Genomic DNA, 15,502 nt, shown 5'->3' with positions numbered 1-15,502 from the left:
TGCCACCATTGAGAGCGCATGAGCAAACCATTTCGCATCGATTCCAAGTTTCAGCCGGCCGGTGACCAACCGGCGGCCATCGAGAAGCTGATCACCGGCCTGGACGCGGGCCTGGCGCATCAGACCCTTCTGGGCGTGACCGGCTCCGGCAAGACCTTCACGGTGGCCAACATCGTGGAGCGCCTGCAGCGTCCGGCCATCGTCATGGCCCCCAACAAGACATTGGCGGCACAGCTGTACGGCGAGTTCAAGTCGTTCTTCCCCGACAACGCCGTCGAATATTTCGTCTCCTATTACGATTACTACCAGCCCGAAGCCTACGTCGCCTCCTCGGACACCTTCATCGAGAAGGATGCCTCGATCAACGACCACATCGAGCAGATGCGTCTGTCGGCGACCAAGGCGCTGCTGGAACGCCGCGATGCGATCATCGTGGTCTCCGTCTCGGCCATCTACGGCTTGGGTGACCCGGATCAATACCTGAAGATGCGCCTGCACTTCAATCGTGGCGAGCAGATCGATCAGCGCGGCTTCCTCAGGCGTCTGGCTGAGCTGCAGTACACCCGCAACGATATGGATTTCCGGCGCGGTACCTATCGGGTGCGCGGCGACGTGATCGACATCTTCCCGGCCGATTCCGAAGAGCAGGCGGTGCGTGTCGAGCTGTTCGATGACGAGATCGACTCCATCCGGCTGTTCGATCCGCTGACCGGCGAAGTGGCCGAGTCGGTGCCGCGCATGACCATCTATCCCAAGAGTCACTACGTGACACCGCGCGAGACCATCGTCGCTGCGGTCGATCACATCAAGGAAGAGCTGGTCGAGCGCCTCGATTACCTGCGCAAGCACGACAAGCTGGTCGAGGCCCAGCGCCTGGAGCAGCGCACCCTCTATGACATCGAGATGATGATGGAGCTGGGCTACTGCAACGGCATCGAGAACTACTCGCGCTATCTGTCGGGGCGTGATCCCGGCAATGCGCCGCCGACCTTCTTCGACTACCTGCCCAAGGACGCGCTGGTCTTCATCGATGAGTCCCACGTCAGCGTGCCGCAGGTCGGTGGCATGTATCGCGGTGACCGTTCGCGCAAGGAAACGCTGGTGGAGTACGGCTTCCGTCTGCCGTCGGCCCTCGACAACCGCCCGATGAAATTCGAGGAGTGGGAGAGCATCCTGCCGCAGACCGTATTCGTCTCGGCGACGCCTGGCCCCTATGAGGAAGAGCATGCCGGCCAGGTGGTGGAGCAGGTGGTACGTCCCACCGGGCTGCTCGACCCGGTCATCGAGGTGCGTTCGGCCTCGACCCAGGTGGATGACGTCCTCTCGGAGATTCGCGCGCGCACTAAGGTCGGCGAGCGCGTGCTGATCACCACGCTGACCAAGCGCATGTCGGAAGACCTGACCGAGTATCTGGGCGAGCACGACGTGCGGGTGCGCTATCTGCACTCCGATATCGACACCGTCGAGCGGGTCGAGATCATTCGTGACCTGCGTCTGGGCAAGTTCGATGTGCTGGTCGGCATCAACCTGCTGCGTGAGGGCCTCGATATTCCGGAGGTCTCGCTGGTGGCGATTCTGGATGCCGACAAGGAGGGCTTCCTGCGCTCGGAACGCTCCCTGATCCAGACCATCGGTCGCGCGGCGCGTAACGCCAACGGCAAGGCCATTCTGTACGGGGATCGCATCACCGATTCCATGCAGCGGGCCATTGCCGAGACCGAACGCCGTCGCGAGAAGCAGATGGCCTTCAATGACGAGCACGGCATCACGCCGCGCACCATCACCAAGTCGGTGGCGGATATCATGGAAGGTGCCCAGGCGCCGGGCCGCAAGAGCAGCCGTCGCAAGGGCAGCGAGCGTCAGGTGGCGGAAGAGACGCCGGACTACGCCGCGCTGGCGGCCGAAGGGCCTCAGGCGCTCGAGAAGGAGATCAGCCGTCTCGAAGATGCCATGTTTGCCGCGGCCAAGAACCTCGAGTTCGAGGAAGCCGGTCGACTGCGCGACCAGATCAACGATGTCCGCAATCGCCTGATCGCGCTGGGCTGACGCTATTCTCCATCCCCCAGCATTCGCGTTGCTAAAGGCATGACCCTGCGCGCCCGACGATGTCACCCATCGTCGGGCGCGTGGCGTTCAGGGCTGGCGGATATCTGACGGGGGAGTGCCATCAACAAGTTATCCCGTTATCTTGCTCGTTACCTTGCAGCTCGCCACATTGCAGCTCAGTGCATGGCTCAGGAGCAACCGGTTGCTCGGGGAGGGCGGCAGGATTGCTTCTCTTACAACCTTGGGCGTAGCCGGGCAGGGGGCTGCGGTGCGTCCTGATGGTGCGAGAGGAGAGGGAAAACCTGTTATCCGCGTGTTGGCATGTGCCAATGACTGGCTTTGATCAGGTTTTCCGAGGATTGTCTGGCCACATGGGAAAGCGTGGTGCTTTTCGCTATTGGCAGGCTACCGAGCCGCATTCATGAGCGGCCAAACGGTCACTTTACATGCGTATTCGCTGCTGCCAATAATGCTTTCAAGGCATTCCTGACGTGTCGATCCCCTGCCTGCAGGCTGGCAGCGGCGCACAAGGTCAGCGAATGACAGACACTGTCGCCAGCCCTTTTCGGTCAGCCCAGCGCTGCCACCAGGCGTCAGTCAGGTCTGCCCGGCCGTAGTACAACAATAATCGGGAACAGGAATTCTCATCATGATGCGCAGGTCTCTTCTCGCTCTCGGTATCGCCGCGGCGATGTCCACCCAGGCTCAGGCCGATATCACCATCGCCATGGCAGGCCCGGTCACGGGGCCGGTCGCCCAGTACGGTGACATGCAGTTCATCGGTGCCGAGATGGCCATCGAGCGGATCAATGCCGCCGGTGGCGTCGACGGCGAGATGCTCAAGGGCGTCAAATACGACGACGCCTGTGATCCCAAGCAGGCGGTGGCGGTGGCCAACCAGATCGTCAATGACGGTGTCCAGTACGTGATCGGGCACCTGTGCTCCAGCGCGACCCAGCCGGCCTCGGACATCTACGCCGAGGAAGGCGTGATGATGATCACGGCGGCGTCCACCAGCCCGACCATCACCGAGCAGGGCTATGAGCTGGTCTTCCGCACCATCGGCCTGGATTCCCTGCAGGGGCCGGTCGCCGGGCGCTATATCGCCGAGACGATCAAGCCCAAGCACATGGCCGTGATCCACGACAAGCAGCAGTATGGGGAAGGCATCGCCACCGGCGTGCGCGACACCGTCGAGGAGGCGGGCATCGATGTGGTGCTGTTCGAGGGCATCACGGCGGGCGACAAGGATTTCTCGGCGCTGATCTCCAAGCTCAAGAAGGAGAACGTCGACTTCGTCTATTACGGTGGCTATCACCCGGAGCTGGGCCTCTTGCTGCGTCAGTCGCGTGAGCTGGGCTTCGATTCCCCCTTCATGGGCCCGGAAGGGGTCGGCAACCCGGACATTTCCAAGATCGCCGGTCAGGCCTCCGAAGGGCTTTACGTGACGTTGCCGCCGGCCTTCGAGACCGACCCGAAGAACGCCGATCTGGTCGCGGCCTTCAAGGACAAGGATCAGGACCCCTCCGGCCCGTTCGTCATGCCGGCCTACACCGCGGTGGAACTGATCGCCGATGGCATCAAGGGCGCCGACTCCACCGACCCGTATGACGTCGCCGAATATCTGCGCGCCAACAGCTTCGACACGCCCATCGGCAAGGTCGAATACGACGAGAAGGGCGATCTGAAGGACTTCAACTTCGTCGTCTACAACTGGCACGCCGACGGAACCAAGAGCGAAGCGGCACATTGATCATCGGCTGGCCTCTGCTCGTCTGAGCCCAGCCTTCGCCACGGCCATGTGACGTCTCATTCGAGATCTCATGTGGCCGTGGTGGATCAACCCCGAGACGCTTCCCGTCATGCCACCAGGCATGGCGGGCTTCTCCGTTCGGTCGAGTCCACGGTGATGCAATATCGCCGTGCCTTCCCGTTGTCGCCGCGCATGCGGCATTTCCCTGACGGTCACCGGCCACAAGCCGAAGACAGTCGCGGCCAAGGGTCGTTTCAATGGAAGACATCCTCTACTTCCTGCAACAGGTCATCAATGGCATGACCATCGGCAGTACCTATGCCTTGATCGCCATCGGCTACACGATGGTCTACGGCATCATCGGCATGATCAATTTCGCCCACGGCGAGATCTACATGATCGGCACCTACGTGACCTTTATCGTCATCGCGGCGCTGGGCATGCTGGGCATCGCCAACCCCTTCTTTCTGATGGCGGCCGCCTTGCTGGTGGCGGTGCTGGTGTCCTGCGCCTACGGCTTTGCCGTGGAGCGGGTGGCCTATCGCCCGGTACGTGGCTCCAAGCGTCTGATCGCGCTGATCTCGGCGATCGGCATGTCGATCTTCCTGCAGAACTACATGCGGCTGGCCCAGGGCTCGCGGGACATGGCGATCTCCAGCCTGATCCCGGGCGGTTGGGAGTTCGGGCTGGAAAGCTTCGCGGTCAATCTCTCCTACATGCAGGTGATCATCTTCAGCGTCACCCTGGTGTGCATGCTGCTGCTGTCGTCCTTCATCTCTCGTTCCCGCCTGGGACGTGCCTGTCGTGCCTGCTCGCAGGATGCCGGCATGGCGCGTCTGCTGGGCATCAATACCGACATGATCATCTCGATGACCTTCGTGATCGGGGCGGCGCTTGCCGCCGTGGCGGGCCTGCTGCTCGGCATGTACTACGGCGTGGTCAATCCCTACATCGGCTTCCTGGCCGGCCTCAAGGCGTTCACGGCGGCGGTGCTGGGCGGTATCGGCAGCATCCCCGGCGCGATGCTGGGCGGACTGCTGCTGGGAGTCGCGGAGGCACTGACCGGCGGTTACCTGTCCACGGAATACAAGGACGTGGTGGCCTTCGGACTGCTGATCCTGATTCTGCTGTTCCGTCCCTCCGGGATTCTCGGCAAGCCCGAAGTGGAGAAGATCTGATGCCCAAGCTTGCGAAACAGACTCTGAAGAAAGCGGGCACCTCGCCTGCCGAGACGTTGCCGCCCCAGCCTGCCTATCGGCGCCCCTGGTGGTCGGCGCTCGCGGCCGCCGTGCTGACCCTCGTGCTGGGCGGCTCGGTGCTGGGGGTACAGCTCGAATCCACCGGCATCACCACCACGGTACGCTTGATGGGCATGGATACCTGGGGCTGGTTGCTGGCCGCGGCACTGGCCGTCTTCCTGCATCAGCTGGTACGCCCGCAGATCGAGGAGTGGCGGGCGCGTACCCGCAAACCCTCACGTTTCAGCGTCCCCGATGTGATGAGCGGCCAGAAGCGTCAGCTGTGGATCATGCTGGCCATCGGCGCACTGCTGATCTTCCCGTTCCTCTCCAACCGCTCGGCGGTGGATCTCGCGACCCTGACGCTGATCTACATCATGCTGGGCCTGGGGCTCAACGTGGTGGTGGGGCTCGCCGGGCTGCTGGATCTCGGCTACGTGGGCTTCTACGCCGTCGGGGCCTATACCTATGCGCTGCTCAATAGCTATCTGGGCTTCAGCTTCTGGGAGGCGCTGCCCATCGCCGGGTTGATGACGGCGCTGTTCGGCTATCTGCTCGGCTTCCCGGTACTGCGACTGCGCGGGGATTACCTGGCCATCGTGACGCTGGGCTTCGGCGAGATCATCCGCATCCTGCTCAACAACTGGACCGAGCTGACCGGCGGCCCGAATGGCATCGCGCGCATTCCCAAGCCGACCTTGTTCAACCTCGAGTTTTCGCGGCGCGCCGACGAGGGCAACATCGCCTTCCATGAGTACTTCGGCATCGACTACGACCCGGCCCTCAAGGTGATCTACCTGTATCTGCTGGCCTTGATCCTGGTGCTGATCACGCTGTTCGTGATCTACCGCCTGCTGCGCATGCCCATCGGGCGGGCGTGGGAGGCACTGCGCGAGGATGATATCGCCTGTCGCTCGCTGGGCATGAACCCCACCGGCATCAAGCTCTCGGCCTTCACGATCGGCGCGAGCTTCGCGGGCTTCGCCGGCGCCTTCTTCGCCGCGCGTCAGGGCTTCATCAGCCCCGAGTCCTTCACCTTCATCGAGTCGGCGATCATTCTGGCCATCGTGGTGCTGGGCGGGATGGGCTCGCAGCTGGGCGTGATCCTGGCGGCGATCGCCATGACGTTGTTGCCGGAGCTGGCCCGCGAATTCAATGAATATCGCATGCTGTTGTTCGGACTGATGATGGTGTTGATGATGGTCTGGCGTCCTCAGGGCCTGGTGCCGCTCAAACGACCGCAGATGGAGCTCGACCGTGGCTGATACACATGACAAGCAGGTCCGCGACAGGCAAGACCTCGACAATCCGACACCGGTTGCCTCCGCGCGTCGTCAGGCGCGCGCCGAGGGCGGAGCGCCATTGCTGGATGTGCGCGACCTCAACATGCAGTTCGGTGGCCTCAAGGCAGTGGACGGCGTGACGCTGCAGGTGCATCCGGGCGAGGTGGTGTCGGTCATCGGGCCGAATGGTGCGGGCAAGACCACCGTCTTCAACTGCATCTCCGGCTTCTATCAGCCCACCGGTGGCGAGGTGTATTTCCAGAACCGCGCCATGCATCGTCTGCCGGGCTATCGCATCGCCCAGGCCGGCATGGTGCGCACCTTCCAGAACGTGCGGCTGTTCAAGGAGATGACCGTCATCGAGAACCTGCTGGTGGCGCAGCACATGCACGCCGAACGCAATCTTCTCAAGGGACTGTTCAAGACGCCGGGCTATCGACGCAGTGAAAAGGCGCTGATGCAGCATGCCGGCGACTGGCTGGAGCGAGTCGGTCTGCTTGAATTCGCCAACCGCGAGGCTGGCAATCTGGCCTATGGCCAGCAGCGTCGACTCGAGATCGCACGCTGCATGGTCGCCAGGCCGCGGCTGCTGATGCTGGATGAGCCGGCGGCGGGCCTCAATCCCAACGAGACGCGTGATCTGGATGATCTGATCGTCAGCCTGACCCGCGATGAAGGCATCTCGGTGCTGTTGATCGAGCATGACATGAGCCTGGTGATGGGCATCTCGGACCACATCTACGTGGTCAATCAGGGCCAGCCGCTGGCGGATGGCAGTCCGGAGGACATACGGCGCAACGATGCCGTGATCAAGGCCTATCTGGGGGAAGAGTGATCATGAGTGAGCATGTCGAAGACGTGACGCCCGAGGCCACGCTTGCCGGTGAGGAGCTCGCGCCCCGGGAGGCCATGCTGGCCCTCGAGCATCTGACCACCCACTACGGGCCGGTGCAGGCGCTCAATGATGTCTCGCTGGCCGTCGGCCAGGGCGAGATCGTGACGCTGATCGGTGCCAACGGCGCCGGCAAGACGACGCTTCTGATGTCGATCTGTGGCGATCCGCGTCCGACCAGCGGGCGAGTGTGGTTCGAGGGCGAGGAGATCACCGGCACGCCCACGGCGCGCGTGATGCGTGGTGGGCTGTCGGTGGTGCCGGAAGGTCGCCGCATCTTCACCGGCATGACGGTGGAGGAAAACCTGGCCATGGGCGGTTATTACCAGAGCAAGGAGGAGAACGAGCGCAGCATCGAGCACGTGCTGGGGCTCTTCCCGCGTCTCAAGGAGCGCTTCCAGCAGCGCGGCGGCACCATGTCCGGTGGAGAGCAGCAGATGCTGGCCATCGGGCGCGCCCTGATGAGTCGGCCGCGGCTACTGTTGCTCGATGAGCCATCGCTTGGGCTGGCGCCCATCGTGATCGGGCAGATCTTCGAGATCGTCGAGCAGTTGCGCGAGCAGGGCACCACCATCTTCCTGGTGGAGCAGAACGCCCATCGTGCCTTGTCGATCGCCGATCGCGGTTATGTGCTGGAGCATGGTCGAGTGGTCTTGGCGGATAGCGGCAAGGCGCTGCTGGCCAATGACGATGTACGCCGCGCCTATCTCGGAGGCTGATCGCTCGCAAGTCGATCGGGTTCACCACACCAGAACGCCGCCCCCGGCACTGAATCGTCAGTGCCGGGGGCGGCGTCTTTTTTCGCTCTCGAGATCGGGATGAGGTGGAAGTGTGGGAAGGAGGGAAAGGAGAGGGCTAAGGCTGGCTCGGTCAGTGGTGTGCTGCTCGTGCCAGTCCCTTTATCAGTACCAGTGACCTGCGTGAGCAGAGGTCAGGCAGAGAGAGATTCGGGAAACTCTTCGGGCATGTAGGCAACGCCGTCATGAATGCGGTAATGATCGGTGGGGCCCGAGGCCTGGCAGCTGTTGACGCATGCCTGGCTGGCGGGAAGCTGGCGCAGGGGGTAGCGCACGCCGGCCTGGCACAGTTCCAGCATCTTCTTGAGCGCGCTGCGCTCACAGTAACCACACAGGCACTCGAGGGCGTTGTCGAGGCAGTCTTCTTCGCTCATGCCCGCGCCGTAGATGCGATTGTCATCACAGACGACGAATCCGAGAGCGCCGGGGGATGTGGCGGGTGTTGTCATGTCTGCTGCCGTATCAGGTACTGCACTGAGAATGTTGTCAGCCATGATGAACCTCATTGTGATGGGGTATTCCGGCTTCTCCGAGCCAGTCGCTAGCTTGTGTGTCCATGACCCTCTCTGGTCATGCCTCATCCCAGAGTAGACGGCGGTCGTCAAACTGCCATGCAAATCTGTTTGGCGCGTCAAGGACGAACCGATGCTGCGTCAGAAAAGTGACAGAGAAATGACATTCAGATGACTGCACAGGCCCCACACCTGGCGGCCTCAGGTCGGCTGGCAGCCCGGCGACTGGCGGTAACGTGAGTTGAGTGCCAGCAATATCGCGGCACTCTCGGCATCGAAGGCCCCGCTGATCGCCCCGGGACGAAAATGCGCCTGGAACGCGGCAATCGCCAATTCGGGACGTGCGGCGTCCACCGGATAGCCGTAATGCGTGAGCGCGGTGAGCAGAACCTCTTGTGATGGCAGGCCCTCACTTGCCAGCTGGCGCTGGAAGCACAGCACGTCAGAGGTGCGTGGCCAGGCACCAATGCCGGCCTCATGCAGACGCTGCCAGGGGAAGCGCGGGCCGGGGTCGGTCTTGCGCTCAGGGGCGATGTCCGAATGCCCGACGACATCCACCGCCTTGATGCCATGGCGCGCGATGATGGGCTTGAGCAGCGTGATCAGTGCGCTGATCTGCGCCTCGCTCCACGGCGCGAAGTCACGCGAGGGGGACCAGCGTCTGGCGACCGCCGCCCTGGCGTCTTCCTGCTCGCCTGCCGGCAGTGGCACCAGTGCCAGCGGCCCGGCATTGACGATCTCGATGCCGATGGAAGTGTCATTGAGATTGCTGCGCTCACCCCACTGGCTGACGCCGGCATGCCAGGCGCGGCGCGCTTCCGGCACCAGCGGATAGACGCGCGGCAGGCCGGTCTCGGGCATCGGCGCCGACAGCAGATAATGCGCGCTGACCTGAGAGCCGGTCAGGCTGATCAGGGAGCCGCGCAGATCATCATCGGTGTAGTGCAACACCAGATGGCGAACCCGCGAATTGCTCTTGCCGTGGGGGGAGGACGTCACCCAGTCCAAGGTATCGCTCCCGTCACCTGCGCCAGAACCCGGCTGGGTGCCACAGCCTGCCAGCAACACTGTGAGCGCGGCAGCGGCCAGTGACAGCAGACGTCGCGAAAAGGAGCGTGACGAGAAGAAGCGTGGCGAGCAGGGACGTGGTGAACAGGGGCGTGGTGAACAGGTGCGTGGCGTCATTGAGCGGTCATCGTGGTTAAAAAAGGAGAGGCTGCATGACAAGACGGTACCGCAACGGGACGGCGTCAGTCGCCTCGCGATGCACGCGACTGCCGGCAGCGAAGCAGACGGCTCCGGCCGGGAGAGCATCACGCAGACTGGGCCATAACCTGCTGAATTCTCATGACTTGCGGGTTGCAGGATTCGCTCTGCCGCCTCGTGCTCGCATGAGGTATAATCCTGCGCACCTGACCTGACGCTCGCCCCGTGGCGGCGCGATTGCCGTGCCTGACAACAGTAATCGCCCCTGTGCCCTGCGCGCCAGTGTGTCTGTCTTTCCCATCGCTTGCCCTTGAGGAGCCGATCCTGATGACCGTGATCCGCCAGGATGACCTGATCCAGAGCGTCGCCGACGCGCTGCAGTACATCTCCTACTACCATCCGAAGGATTTCATCGACGCCATGAACGCGGCGTACGAGCGTGAAGAGAATCCTGCCGCCAAGGATGCCATCGCGCAGATCCTGATCAACTCCCGGATGTGCGCCCTGGGTCATCGTCCCATCTGTCAGGATACCGGTATCGTCACCGTCTTCGTTCACGTCGGCATGAACGTGCGCTTCGAGGCCGACATGAGCCTGGACGACATGGTCAACGAAGGCGTGCGTCGCGCCTATCTGCTGCCGGACAACGTGCTGCGCGCCTCCGTGCTGGCAGACCCGGACGGCAAGCGTGCCAACACTAAGGACAATACGCCGGCCATCATCCACCACAAGCTGGTGCCGGGTGACAGCGTCGAAATCCACGTCGCGGCCAAGGGCGGCGGCAGCGAGGCCAAGTCCAAGTTCGCGATGCTCAACCCGTCCGACTCCGTGGTCGACTGGGTGCTGGAGCAGATTCCGAAGATGGGGGCTGGCTGGTGTCCGCCCGGCATGCTGGGTATCGGCATCGGCGGCACCGCCGAGAAAGCGATGCAGCTGGCCAAGGAGTCCCTGCTCGAGCCGATCGATATCCAGGAGCTGCAGGCGCGTGGTGCCTCCAACCGCGCCGAAGAGATCCGTCTCGAGCTGTTCGAAAAGGTCAACGCCACTGGCGTCGGCGCCCAGGGCCTCGGTGGCCTGACCACCGTGCTCGACATCAAGGTCATGGATTACCCGACCCACGCGGCCAACAAGCCGGTGGCGATCATCCCGAACTGTGCGGCGACCCGTCACGTGCACTTCACCCTGGATGGCAGCGGTGTGGCAGAACTGCCGGCACCCAAGCTCGAGGACTGGCCGGAAATCACCCGTGAAGCGGGCGACAGCGTCAAGCGTGTCAACCTCGACACCGTGACGCCCGAGGAAGTGCAGAGCTGGCAGCCGGGCGACACCCTGCTGCTCAACGGCAAGCTGCTGACCGGCCGTGATGCCGCTCACAAGCGCATGACCGAGATGCTGGCGCGCGGCGAGCAGCTGCCGGTCGACCTCAAGGGTCGCTTCATCTACTACGTCGGCCCGGTCGACCCGATCCGTGACGAAGTCGTCGGTCCGGCTGGCCCGACCACCGCGACCCGCATGGACAAGTTCACGCGCACCCTGCTGGAAGAGACCGGCCTCTTGGGCATGGTCGGCAAGGCAGAGCGTGGCCCGACCGCGATCGACGCCATCCGTGACAACAAGTCCAGCTACCTGATGGCCGTCGGCGGCGCTGCCTACCTGGTCGCCCAGGCGATCAAGAAGTCACGCGTGCTGGCGTTTGAAGACCTGGGCATGGAAGCGATCTACGAATTCGAGGTCGAAGACATGCCGGTGACCGTGGCCGTCGACAGCGCGGGCGTCTCCGTGCACCAGACGGGCCCGGCCAAGTGGAAGGAAATCATCGCCAGCCGCGCCTGATGACGGCCGAGTGATGAATCGTCACGTCCTGTGGCATGCGTCCTTGTGGCAAGTGTCCTTGTGATGACCTGAAGAACCCCGCCCGTGATCACTCATCGGCGGGGTTCTTGGCTTTGCGGCGCTCAAGACATCTACACGAGCGCCAACGCAACGGCATCGTCGCGCGCGCTGCTGTGGCATACTCTGGCAACCCTGACGCCTGCAATGGAGTTGCAATGACCGCCTGGCTACTCGGCTTTCTCCTGCTGACCAGTCATATCCTCGGTGCCATGTCCGCCGTCATGGCCCTGATGTCGAGCCGCACTTCACAAGGGGCGATCGCCTGGATTCTGTGTCTGCTGACGTTCCCCTACGTGGCGCTGCCACTGTACTGGGTGTTCGGACGTCCACGCTTCTATGGTTACGTCAGCGCTCGTGAGGAGCGCGACTCGACCATGCGCCGCGTGCTGATGCGCTTTCGGCCCAAGCTGTCGCCGTGGCTGTCACGCCCGCTGGGCGGCAACCCCACCCATCTGGATGCCATCGAGCGTCTGGCGATGATGCCGGTCACCACCGGCAACCGCGCCAAGTTGCTGATCAATGGTGAGCACACCTTCGATGCGCTGTTTCATGCCATCGATGCCGCCGAGGATTACATCCTTATCCAGTTCTTCATCGTGCGTAACGATGAGCTGGGGGTGCGTCTCAAGCAGAAGTTGATGCACCGCGCCGAACGCGGCGTGCGGGTCTGTTTCCTGTATGACGAGATCGGCTCGCGCAAGCTGCCCGACGGCTATCTGAATGATCTGCTGGAGTCGGGATGTGAGGTCAGTGCCTTCAACTCCTCGCGCGGCTGGCGCCATCGCTTCCAGATCAACTTCCGCAATCACCGCAAGATCACCGTCATCGACGGCCGCGTCGGCTTCGTCGGCGGGCTGAATGTCGGCAATGAATATCTGGGTCATTCCGAGCGCTATGGCGCCTGGCGTGATACCCACCTCAAGCTTGAGGGGCCCAGCGTGATGGGGCTGCAGGAAGCCTTCTGGGAAGACTGGCACTGGGCAACCGGTGAGGTGCTGTCACTCGAATGGCAGCCACAGATCAGCTGTGACGAATGTCAGCATGTGGTGATCGTGCCCTCCGGTCCGGCGGACCGCCGCGAGACGGCCAGCCTGCTGGTGCAGCAGGCGATTCACTCCTCGGTCAGCCGCATCTGGATCACCAGCCCCTATTTCGTGCCGGACCAGGGCGTGCAGGATGCGCTCAAGATCGCGGCGCTGCGTGGGGTGGATGTGCGGGTGATGATTCCTGAGCGTCCCGATCACCTGCTGGTGTTCCTGTCGGCGTTCTCGTTCCTGTCAGAGATGATTCGCTCCGGCGTGCGTGTCTTCCGCTATCAGCCAGGCTTTCTGCATCAGAAGGTGATGTTGATGGATAGCCATACGGCGACCATCGGCACCGTCAATCTCGACAATCGCTCCTTCCGCCTCAACTTCGAGATCACGGCGTTCGTGCCTGATCACCAGTTTGCCTCGGAAGTGGAGGCGATGCTCGAGGAAGACTTCCGCCACTGCCGTGAAATCAGCTGCGAAGAGCTGGATGCGCGGCCGATGTGGCGCAAGCTGGTCTCGCGGGCGGCCTATCTGCTGGCACCCATCCAGTAATGCAGCATTCTGCATGAAAAGTCCTGCATGCAAAGCCCTGCATGCAACAAGCGCCTGCCGAACTGAGCAAAACTCGCTCGGCAGGTCTTGCCAATCGCCGCGCCAGCAGGCATCTTCTCGCTATAACTGATCGCCTTCTTATGTCTGTAAAGAATAAGGTGAGAGCCTTGATGTGCTTCACGTGCCATGCGCGCCAAGCGCCACCGAGGCCGGCGACTTCATGATTCAGCGCTGAGACCCGCCATGACTGCTCAAGACTCCACCGCTAGCACTGCACCCTCCATCGACTATCAGTTTCGCGATGATGTGGATGTGATCGCCTTCGCGCGCCAGCACGTCGGTGCGCGCTATCCGGCCTTCGCGACCGCTGAAGCACTTCAGGTCGAAGAGATCGGCGATGGCAACATCAACTATGTCTATCGCGTCTGTACGCCGGACCGCTCCGCCTCGGTGATCGTCAAGCAGGGCCTGCCCTGGGTGCGCATCATCGGCGAAAGCTGGCCGTTGTCGCTGGTGCGTGTGCGCATCGAGGCGGAAACCCTGCAGTTCGAGGCCGACTGCGCGCCGGACCTGGTGCCGGCGCTTCATCATTTCGATGAAGCTCGCTCGGCGATCGTGATGGAAGATATCGGTGATCACCGCAATCTGCGCCATGCCTTCCTGGAGCGTGCGTCATTGCCGCGGCTGGGCGAGCAGATGGGGCGTTTTCTGGCCACCACGCTGTATCGCAGCAGCGATCTGGCACTCGATGCCCACGACAAGAAGGCGCGCGTCGCACGCTTCATCAATCCCGATCAGTGCAAGATCACCGAAGACCTGTTCTTCATCGATCCGTTCTGTGATCACGAGCGCAACAGCATCAATCCGGCGCTGCGCGCGGATGCCGAAGCCCTGTGGCAGGACGCCGCCCTGAAAGTCGAAGTGGCGGAGCTCAAGCAGCGTTTCCTGTCCGCGCCCGAGGCGCTGCTGCATGGCGATCTGCATGCGGGCTCGATCTTCGTGGGGGAAGACAGCACCAAGGTCATCGATCCGGAATTCGGCTTCTTCGGTCCGGCGGGCTTCGATATCGGCAGCTGGTTGGCAGCACTGTGGCTGGCGGCCTGCGCGCATACCGAGCTTGAGGGAGAGCAGGGCGACAAGCGTGACTACGTGGCACAGCTGCGTGCCCAGGCGGTCGCCAGCTGGGAAAGCTTCACTCGGGAGTATCGTGAGCAGGCCGCCGACACGCCGGATGCCAGCTTCGCTGCGCCGGGCGTGGCTGAGCGTCTGTTGGCTCGCATGTTGCGTGACGCACTCGGCTACGCCGGCTGTGAGCTGATCCGCCGCACCGTGGGGCTTGCGCATATTCTGGAACTCGAATCCATCAGCGATGAGACCACCCGCGCGCGTGCCGAGCGGCGGGCGCTGGCACTCGGGCGCGAGCTGATCATGGCGCGCGAAAGCCTGAGCGATATCGATGCCATCGATGCCCTGGTGGCGCGTCACCTCGCCTGAGGGCGCGCGCGCCAGGCAGGAGTCGGGCGTTCAGGGCCCGGCTAGGGTAGACTCTGCGCTCCGCACCCACGCGCTTGCCCTGTCACGCGCGTGGTTCAGTCGAGGAGCATGGTGCTTTATCGGCAGAGTGTCTTCCTGCCATCGCCTTTCCAAGACGTCTGCCTTTTCAAGAAGAGATTTTCATGGCCCTGTCTTCCACGCCTTACAAGGTGGATCTGTCGCTGACCGACCTGGATCGCGGCGTCTACGAGACCCTGCGCTTCACCGTGGCTCGTCATCCCTCCGAAACCGAACTGCGTCTCTGCGTGCGCCTGCTGGGCCACGCCCTGTGGTACAACGAGAACATCGCGTTTGGTCGCGGCCTGTCCGATGTCGATGAGCCGGCGCTGTGGGAAAAGAGCCTCGATGGCCGTGTCCTGCACTGGATCGAAGTCGGTCAGCCGGATGCCGAACGCCTGACCTGGTGCTCGCGACGCACCGAGCGTACCTCGCTGCTGGCCTATGGCAGCCTGCGTGTGTGGGAAACCAAGGTCGTGCCGGCGGTGGCGGGGCTCTCCAACCTCAACATCGCGGCCGTGCCGGAAGGTTCGCTGGACGCCATCACCGAGTCGCTGCCACGCAACATCAAGTGGACCGTGATGATCTCCGAAGGCACCATCTTCATCACCGATGACAACGGCCAGCACGAGATCAACCTCGAGTGGCTGAAGGGCGAGCGCTGAGCGACATCAGCCTCGCATCCGGTCCCAACGACAGCGCCCTCTCAAGCCTTGCTTGCGGGGGCGATATATTTAGGGATGGCTCA

At 62.9% G+C, this 15,502-nt stretch carries 12 protein-coding genes; 10 read left to right on the top strand and 2 right to left on the bottom strand.

All coding sequences use genetic code 11. The features are described 5' to 3' along the window. Positions 1–18 precede the first annotated feature (18 nt). The 6 genes from uvrB (at position 19) to U0O11_RS09565 (ending at position 7,931) form a co-directional block, all read left to right on the top strand. Positions 19–2,046, top strand: a complete 2,028-nt coding sequence (gene uvrB / locus U0O11_RS09590) for an excinuclease ABC subunit UvrB (RefSeq protein ID WP_192838931.1) — start codon at positions 19–21, stop codon at positions 2,044–2,046. Between the two features lie 652 nt (positions 2,047–2,698). Continuing rightward, positions 2,699–3,799, top strand: coding sequence for a branched-chain amino acid ABC transporter substrate-binding protein (locus U0O11_RS09585; protein WP_442872655.1), 1,101 nt, complete (start codon positions 2,699–2,701; stop codon positions 3,797–3,799). A 257-nt stretch (positions 3,800–4,056) separates the two neighbouring features. Further along, positions 4,057–4,977, top strand: coding sequence for a high-affinity branched-chain amino acid ABC transporter permease LivH (gene livH, locus U0O11_RS09580; RefSeq protein WP_324689631.1), 921 nt, complete (start codon positions 4,057–4,059; stop codon positions 4,975–4,977). Beyond that, positions 4,977–6,302 (top strand): high-affinity branched-chain amino acid ABC transporter permease LivM, encoded by a 1,326-nt coding sequence (gene livM / locus U0O11_RS09575; RefSeq protein WP_082388855.1) that lies wholly within the window; start codon positions 4,977–4,979, stop codon positions 6,300–6,302. Before livH ends, livM begins: the two co-directional genes overlap by 1 nt. A gap of 97 nt (positions 6,303–6,399) precedes the next feature. Continuing rightward, positions 6,400–7,155: a high-affinity branched-chain amino acid ABC transporter ATP-binding protein LivG gene (livG, locus tag U0O11_RS09570; protein WP_324692511.1), complete on the top strand. Its 756-nt coding sequence runs from the start codon at positions 6,400–6,402 to the stop codon at positions 7,153–7,155. A 74-nt stretch (positions 7,156–7,229) separates the two neighbouring features. Beyond that, positions 7,230–7,931, top strand: a complete 702-nt coding sequence (locus tag U0O11_RS09565; RefSeq protein WP_043336899.1) for an ABC transporter ATP-binding protein — start codon at positions 7,230–7,232, stop codon at positions 7,929–7,931. Positions 7,932–8,143: 212 nt separating this feature from the next. Here U0O11_RS09565 and U0O11_RS09560 read toward each other — a convergent pair whose 3' ends face one another. Both U0O11_RS09560 and U0O11_RS09555 read right to left on the bottom strand, forming a co-directional pair. Next, positions 8,144–8,503 carry a hypothetical protein gene (locus U0O11_RS09560; RefSeq protein ID WP_248377970.1) on the bottom strand — a complete coding sequence of 120 codons (360 nt, stop codon included), beginning with the start codon at positions 8,501–8,503 and terminating at the stop codon, positions 8,144–8,146. A 219-nt stretch (positions 8,504–8,722) separates the two neighbouring features. Further along, positions 8,723–9,520: an N-acetylmuramoyl-L-alanine amidase gene (locus U0O11_RS09555; protein WP_324692510.1), complete on the bottom strand. Its 798-nt coding sequence runs from the start codon at positions 9,518–9,520 to the stop codon at positions 8,723–8,725. 534 nt (positions 9,521–10,054) lie between these two features. Here U0O11_RS09555 and U0O11_RS09550 point away from each other — a divergent pair. The 4 genes from U0O11_RS09550 to U0O11_RS09535 all read left to right on the top strand — a co-directional run bounded on the left by U0O11_RS09550 (position 10,055) and on the right by U0O11_RS09535 (position 15,419). Beyond that, positions 10,055–11,560 (top strand): fumarate hydratase, encoded by a 1,506-nt coding sequence (locus U0O11_RS09550; RefSeq protein ID WP_054556993.1) that lies wholly within the window; start codon positions 10,055–10,057, stop codon positions 11,558–11,560. Positions 11,561–11,775: 215 nt separating this feature from the next. After that, on the top strand, positions 11,776–13,203 hold the full coding sequence (cls, locus tag U0O11_RS09545) for a cardiolipin synthase (protein ID WP_324689629.1): 1,428 nt from the start codon (positions 11,776–11,778) through the stop codon (positions 13,201–13,203). A 243-nt stretch (positions 13,204–13,446) separates the two neighbouring features. Further along, entirely contained in the window at positions 13,447–14,697 is a 1,251-nt protein-coding gene (gene mtnK, locus U0O11_RS09540) for an S-methyl-5-thioribose kinase (protein ID WP_324689628.1), read from the top strand. A gap of 182 nt (positions 14,698–14,879) precedes the next feature. Then, on the top strand, positions 14,880–15,419 hold the full coding sequence (locus U0O11_RS09535) for a YaeQ family protein (RefSeq protein ID WP_216060746.1): 540 nt from the start codon (positions 14,880–14,882) through the stop codon (positions 15,417–15,419). The last annotated feature ends 83 nt before the right edge of the window (positions 15,420–15,502 follow it).

Source organism: Cobetia sp. D5 (assembly GCF_035666195.1).
GTDB classification, from domain to species: Bacteria; Pseudomonadota; Gammaproteobacteria; order Pseudomonadales; family Halomonadaceae; genus Cobetia; species Cobetia amphilecti.
The sequence above is the reverse complement of the archived record's forward strand: the minus strand, read 5'-3'. Positions and strand labels throughout refer to the sequence as shown.

Bases quoted from the DNA above. Each gene is read 5' to 3' on its own strand.
- U0O11_RS09560 (WP_248377970.1), bottom strand. From the start codon at position 8,503: ATGGCTGACAACATTCTCAGTGCAGTACCTGATACGGCAGCAGACATG.
- U0O11_RS09585 (WP_442872655.1), top strand. From the start codon at position 2,699: ATGCGCAGGTCTCTTCTCGCTCTCGGTATCGCCGCGGCGATGTCCACC.
- livH (WP_324689631.1), top strand. From the start codon at position 4,057: ATGGAAGACATCCTCTACTTCCTGCAACAGGTCATCAATGGCATGACC.
- U0O11_RS09565 (WP_043336899.1), top strand. From the start codon at position 7,230: ATGCTGGCCCTCGAGCATCTGACCACCCACTACGGGCCGGTGCAGGCG.
- mtnK (WP_324689628.1), top strand. From the start codon at position 13,447: ATGACTGCTCAAGACTCCACCGCTAGCACTGCACCCTCCATCGACTAT.
- U0O11_RS09550 (WP_054556993.1), top strand. From the start codon at position 10,055: ATGACCGTGATCCGCCAGGATGACCTGATCCAGAGCGTCGCCGACGCG.
- uvrB (WP_192838931.1), top strand. From the start codon at position 19: ATGAGCAAACCATTTCGCATCGATTCCAAGTTTCAGCCGGCCGGTGAC.
- U0O11_RS09535 (WP_216060746.1), top strand. From the start codon at position 14,880: ATGGCCCTGTCTTCCACGCCTTACAAGGTGGATCTGTCGCTGACCGAC.
- cls (WP_324689629.1), top strand. From the start codon at position 11,776: ATGACCGCCTGGCTACTCGGCTTTCTCCTGCTGACCAGTCATATCCTC.
- livM (WP_082388855.1), top strand. From the start codon at position 4,977: ATGCCCAAGCTTGCGAAACAGACTCTGAAGAAAGCGGGCACCTCGCCT.